General features: G+C 36.0%; 5 protein-coding genes and 3 pseudogenes. 5 read left to right on the forward strand and 3 right to left on the reverse strand.

The annotated features are described in order from the left end of the window. Window positions 1–101 precede the first annotated feature (101 nt). The 5 genes and pseudogenes from DRZ96_RS11835 to DRZ96_RS10285 all read left to right on the forward strand — a co-directional run bounded on the left by DRZ96_RS11835 (window position 102) and on the right by DRZ96_RS10285 (window position 3,164). Window positions 102–287 carry a hypothetical protein gene (locus DRZ96_RS11835; RefSeq protein WP_256584883.1) on the forward strand — a complete coding sequence of 62 codons (186 nt, stop codon included), beginning with the start codon at window positions 102–104 and terminating at the stop codon, window positions 285–287. Further along, a pseudogene (locus DRZ96_RS11840) lies at window positions 284–813 on the forward strand (ABC transporter ATP-binding protein). Before DRZ96_RS11835 ends, DRZ96_RS11840 begins: the two are co-directional and overlap by 4 nt. Then, window positions 807–1,034, forward strand: a complete 228-nt coding sequence (locus tag DRZ96_RS11845; protein WP_256584885.1) for a hypothetical protein — start codon at window positions 807–809, stop codon at window positions 1,032–1,034. Before DRZ96_RS11840 ends, DRZ96_RS11845 begins: the two are co-directional and overlap by 7 nt. 144 nt (window positions 1,035–1,178) lie before the next feature. Beyond that, window positions 1,179–1,946, forward strand: a pseudogene (locus DRZ96_RS10280) (LamB/YcsF family protein). Between the two features lie 33 nt (window positions 1,947–1,979). Continuing rightward, window positions 1,980–3,164 carry an NRAMP family divalent metal transporter gene (locus DRZ96_RS10285; RefSeq protein ID WP_305887687.1) on the forward strand — a complete coding sequence of 395 codons (1,185 nt, stop codon included), beginning with the start codon at window positions 1,980–1,982 and terminating at the stop codon, window positions 3,162–3,164. A gap of 198 nt (window positions 3,165–3,362) precedes the next feature. Here the strand turns inward: DRZ96_RS10285 and DRZ96_RS10295 are convergent, their stop codons facing one another. The 3 genes and pseudogenes from DRZ96_RS10295 to DRZ96_RS12355 all read right to left on the reverse strand — a co-directional run bounded on the left by DRZ96_RS10295 (window position 3,363) and on the right by DRZ96_RS12355 (window position 5,265). Continuing rightward, on the reverse strand, window positions 3,363–4,565 hold the full coding sequence (locus tag DRZ96_RS10295) for an NRAMP family divalent metal transporter (RefSeq protein WP_305887688.1): 1,203 nt from the start codon (window positions 4,563–4,565) through the stop codon (window positions 3,363–3,365). A 13-nt stretch (window positions 4,566–4,578) separates the two neighbouring features. Then, window positions 4,579–4,749 (reverse strand): LamB/YcsF family protein, encoded by a 171-nt coding sequence (locus tag DRZ96_RS11855; RefSeq protein WP_256584886.1) that lies wholly within the window; start codon window positions 4,747–4,749, stop codon window positions 4,579–4,581. A gap of 34 nt (window positions 4,750–4,783) precedes the next feature. Continuing rightward, window positions 4,784–5,265, reverse strand: a pseudogene (locus DRZ96_RS12355) (5-oxoprolinase subunit PxpA). Window positions 5,266–5,273 lie beyond the last annotated feature (8 nt).

A 5,273-nucleotide genomic window follows, 5' to 3' on the forward strand; every position in this document is an offset into this window, starting at 1 on the left:
TTTATGCGTGCCTTTGTAAAGGGTTATGAATATGCAGCAGAAAATCCTAAGGAAGCGCAGAAATTTTAGTTAAGATAAATCCAGAACTTGACAAGGACTTTGTGGAAAAGGGAATGGAATATCTTGCTGACAAGTACCAAGACGACGCTAAGTACTTTGGACAAATTGATCCAGATAGATGGAACAATTTCTACCAATGGCTATGGGAAAAACAAACTAATCGACAAGGAATTCCAAAGGATTTTGGATTCACTGACGATTTTGTAAATCCAGAAAAATTAAAATGAGTGAAAAATTAGAAATTTTAAGAGTAGAAAATGTTGACAAGTCCTTTAACGACAACTTGGTCTTAAAGGACATCGACATAAAATTAAATAAGGGAGAATTAGTTTCTCTTGTGGGAGTATCAGGCAGCGGAAAGACAACCCTCTTCAATATTATTGCTGGACTCTTGGAACCAGATAGGGGCAAGGTCTATCTAAAGGGAGAAGATGTCACAGGCAAGGCAGGTAATATATCTTACATGCTTCAAAAGGACATGCTCCTACCCTATATGACGATTATAGACAATGTTTCACTTCCTTTAATTCTTCGTGGCAAAAAGAAGAAAGAAGCAAGAGAAGAAGTTTATGGACTCTTTAAAGACTTTGGCCTAGGAGGCTGGCAAGAAAAATTTCCATCAAACTTTCTGGTGGAATGGCACAACGTGCAGCCCTTCTAAGGACCTATGTCTTTTCCAATGAAGTGGCCCTTCTTGATGAACCCTTTTCTGCCCTTGATGCAATAACTAAGGCTTCTATTCACAAGTGGTAAAAAATATTATTAATGAAATTGGAATTTCTACAATTTTTATAACTCACGACATAGAAGAAGCAGTAAAACTTTCTGATAGAATTTATATTATGGGGAAAAATCCTGGAACAATAATTGAAGAAATACAAATCAGAGAAGATTTTCATGAAAACTTTTTCGAGGATAAAAAATTTATAGAATACAAAAAACATATTATTGAAAAACTTGATAAACTCATATAATAAGGGGCTTGGGCCCCTTTTTTGTTTACAATATTTTTTAATATATTAAGTTTTTTTCAAAAGACAATGTTTGCATATTAATGAAATTAGATTATAATTTAAATACGTTATTGCAATGATTTATTTGACAAAAGGAGGAAATAGATGCAATACTTTGTAGATTTAAATAGTGACATTGGAGAATCCTTCGGTGCCTACAAAATGGGAATGGACGAAGAGATAGTAAAATACGTTACTAGTATTAACTGTGCTTGTGGTTATCACGCAGGCGATCCACTTATCATGGATGCTACTTGTAAGGCAGCGGCTGATAATGGCGTAGAAATTGGCGCTCACCCAGGTTATCCAGACTTAATGGGATTTGGTAGAAGAAAAATGGCTGTAAAACCTGAAGAAGCTAGAGCTTATATGCTTTATCAAGTTGGAGCTCTTTCAGCTTTTGCTAAGGCTCACGGCAAAAAACTTCAACACATGAAGCTTCATGGAGCATTCTACAACACAGCTTGTAACGATGAAGCTCTTGCAAATGCAGTTTTAGACGCAGTTGAAGAATTTGACAAAGACCTAATCCTAATGGTTCTTAGTGGCTCATACATAGCTAAAGAAGGTAAGAGAAGAGGACTTAGAGTTGCACAAGAAGTTTTCGCTGATAGGGATACAACGAAGACGGAACTTTAGTTAACAGATCTCTACCAGGAGCTTTTGTTAAGGATCCAAAGGAAGCAATACCAAGAGTTGTAAAGATGATCAAGAAAATAAAGTTGTAACTGCAAATGGTAAAGAATCGATATAGTAGCAGATTCAATTTGTGTTCATGGCGACAATCCAGAAGCTCTTGAATTCGTAAAAAATATTCGTGAAGGACTTAAGGCTGAAGGTATAGAAATAAAACCTTTAATTAGTTTCTTATAATAAGGAGGATAAAATGAGTAAAAACAAAGGTAATTGGTCTGTTCTTTTAGGGGCAGCCTTCCTAATGGCAACATCTGCCGTAGGACCAGGATTTATGACGCAAACTGCAACATTCACTACAAATTTGGAGCAGACTTTGCAGCAGTAATTTTAATTTCGATTATATTTTCTTATATTGCACAACTTAACGTGTGGAGAGTAATAGCAGTTTCTAAGATGAGAGGACAAGACATTGCCAACAATGTATTACCTGGACTTGGATACTTTATAGCTTTTCTAGTTGCACTAGGTGGCTTGGCATTTAACATAGGTAATGTTGGTGGAGCTGGACTTGGACTTAATGTTATCTTTGGAATAGATGTAAAAATTGGTGCAGCTATTGGTGGCGTAATTGGTATTATTTTATTCTCATCAAAATCAGCATCTTCAATTATGGATAGGGTAACTCAAGTATTAGGTGCCCTTATGATTATCCTAATTGCTTTTGTAGCAATTAAGACACAACCACCTGTTGGTGAAGCTCTTAAAGCATCGGTAAACCCAGTTGGTGGATTTAACAGCATTGTTTCTCCAACACTTACACTTATTGGTGGTACTGTTGGTGGTTACATTATATTCTCAGGTGGACACAGACTTATTGATGCTGGTATCACTGGAGAAGAAAATCTTGACCAAGTAAATAAATCTGCATCACTAGGTATTGGTGTAGCTTTTGTAGTAAGGGTTTTATTATTCCTTGCAATCTTAGGTGTTACTAAGATGGCTAATGCACAAATTGATCCTGACAACATTGCAGCTTCTTCTTTCTTAGCAGCTTCAGGTGTTGTTGGTTATAAGATATTTGGTTTTGTATTTGCAGCAGCAGCCTTTACTTCTGTAGTAGGTGCAGCATATACTTCAGTATCTTTCCTAAAAACTTTATTTAAATTCGTAGCTGATCACGAAAACATGGTTACAATTGCCTTTATCGTAATCTCTACAATTATGTTTATCTTTATTGGACAACCACAAACTCTACTTGTAGTAGTTGGTACACTTAACGGACTAATCCTTCCAGTTACACTTGCAGTAATCCTACTTGCATCTAAGAAAAAGTCAATTGTTGGTGACTATGTTCACTCTAATGTGCTTTTCATCTTAGGTTGGATTGTAGTAGCAGTAACTGCTTTTATGGGTATTCAAACTATAATAGCAAACGTTGGAAAACTATTTGGTTAATTAAAGATAATTTCACATAAGTATAGGAGTAAAAAATGTATGATAAAATAAAACTTTCTACAACTGCGGCAATTCTGGCGTTTATTTCTTTTTCAATAGTGTCGCCAAATTCCATTACTATGGCAGAGTCGCCAGCAGTTAGAAATTTTATTTTATCATACATTTTTTACTCCTATACTTATGTGAAATTATCTTTAATTAACCAAATAGTTTTCCAACGTTTGCTATTATAGTTTGAATACCCATAAAAGCAGTTACTGCTACTACAATCCAACCTAAGATGAAAAGCACATTAGAGTGAACATAGTCACCAACAATTGACTTTTTCTTAGATGCAAGTAGGATTACTGCAAGTGTAACTGGAAGGATTAGTCCGTTAAGTGTACCAACTACTACAAGTAGAGTTTGTGGTTGTCCAATAAAGATAAACATAATTGTAGAGATTACGATAAAGGCAATTGTAACCATGTTTTCGTGATCAGCTACGAATTTAAATAAAGTTTTTAGGAAAGATACTGAAGTATATGCTGCACCTACTACAGAAGTAAAGGCTGCTGCTGCAAATACAAAACCAAATATCTTATAACCAACAACACCTGAAGCTGCTAAGAAAGAAGAAGCTGCAATGTTGTCAGGATCAATTTGTGCATTAGCCATCTTAGTAACACCTAAGATTGCAAGGAATAATAAAACCCTTACTACAAAAGCTACACCAATACCTAGTGATGCAGATTTATTTACTTGGTCAAGATTTTCTTCTCCAGTGATACCAGCATCAATAAGTCTGTGTCCACCTGAGAATATAATGTAACCACCAACAGTACCACCAATAAGTGTAAGTGTTGGAGAAACAATGCTGTTAAATCCACCAACTGGGTTTACCGATGCTTTAAGAGCTTCACCAACAGGTGGTTGTGTCTTAATTGCTACAAAAGCAATTAGGATAATCATAAGGGCACCTAATACTTGAGTTACCCTATCCATAATTGAAGATGCTGATTTTGATGAGAATAAAATAATACCAATTACGCCACCAATAGCTGCACCAATTTTTACATCTATTCCAAAGATAACATTAAGTCCAAGTCCAGCTCCACCAACATTACCTATGTTAAATGCCAAGCCACCTAGTGCAACTAGAAAAGCTATAAAGTATCCAAGTCCAGGTAATACATTGTTGGCAATGTCTTGTCCTCTCATCTTAGAAACTGCTATTACTCTCCACACGTTAAGTTGTGCAATATAAGAAAAATAATCGAAATTAAAATTACTGCTGCAAAGTCTGCTCCAATATTTGTAGTGAATGTTGCAGTTTGCGTCATAAATCCTGGTCCTACGGCAGATGTTGCCAAGGAAGGCTGCCCCTAAAAGAACAGACCAATTACCTTTGTTTTTACTCATTTTATCCTCCTTATTATAAGAAACTAATTAAAGGTTTTATTTCTATACCTTCAGCCTTAAGTCCTTCACGAATATTTTTTACGAATTCAAGAGCTTCTGGATTGTCGCCATGAACACAAATTGAATCTGCTACTATATCGATTTCTTTACCATTTGCAGTTACAACTTTATTTTCTTTGATCATCTTTACAACTCTTGGTATTGCTTCCTTTGGATCCTTAACAAAAGCTCCTGGGTAGAGATCTGTTAACTAAAGTTCCGTCTTCGTTGTATCCCCTATCAGCGAAAACTTCTTGTGCAACTCTAAGTCCTCTTCTCTTACCTTCTTTAGCTATGTATGAGCCACTAAGAACCATTAGGATTAGGTCTTTGTCAAATTCTTCAACTGCGTCTAAACTTGCATTTCATCGTTACAAGCTGTGTTGTAGAATGCTCCATGAAGCTTCATGTGTTGAAGTTTTTTGCCGTGAGCCTTAGCAAAAGCTGAAAGAGCTCCAACTTGATAAAGCATATAAGCTCTAGCTTCTTCAGGTTTTACAGCCATTTTTCTTCTACCAAATCCCATTAAGTCTGGATAACCTGGGTGAGCGCCAATTTCTACGCCATTATCAGCCGCTGCCTTACAAGTAGCATCCATGATAAGTGGATCGCCTGCGTGATAACCACAAGCACAGTTAATACTAGTAACGTATTTTACTATCTCTTCGT

It is taken from the genome of Peptoniphilus harei (genome assembly GCF_900454685.1).
GTDB classification, from domain to species: domain Bacteria; phylum Bacillota; class Clostridia; order Tissierellales; family Peptoniphilaceae; genus Peptoniphilus_A; species Peptoniphilus_A harei.

Bases quoted from the DNA above. Each gene is read 5' to 3' on its own strand.
- DRZ96_RS10295 (WP_305887688.1), bottom strand. From the start codon at position 4,565: ATGAGTAAAAACAAAGGTAATTGGTCTGTTCTTTTAGGGGCAGCCTTC.
- DRZ96_RS11855 (WP_256584886.1), bottom strand. From the start codon at position 4,749: ATGATCAAAGAAAATAAAGTTGTAACTGCAAATGGTAAAGAAATCGAT.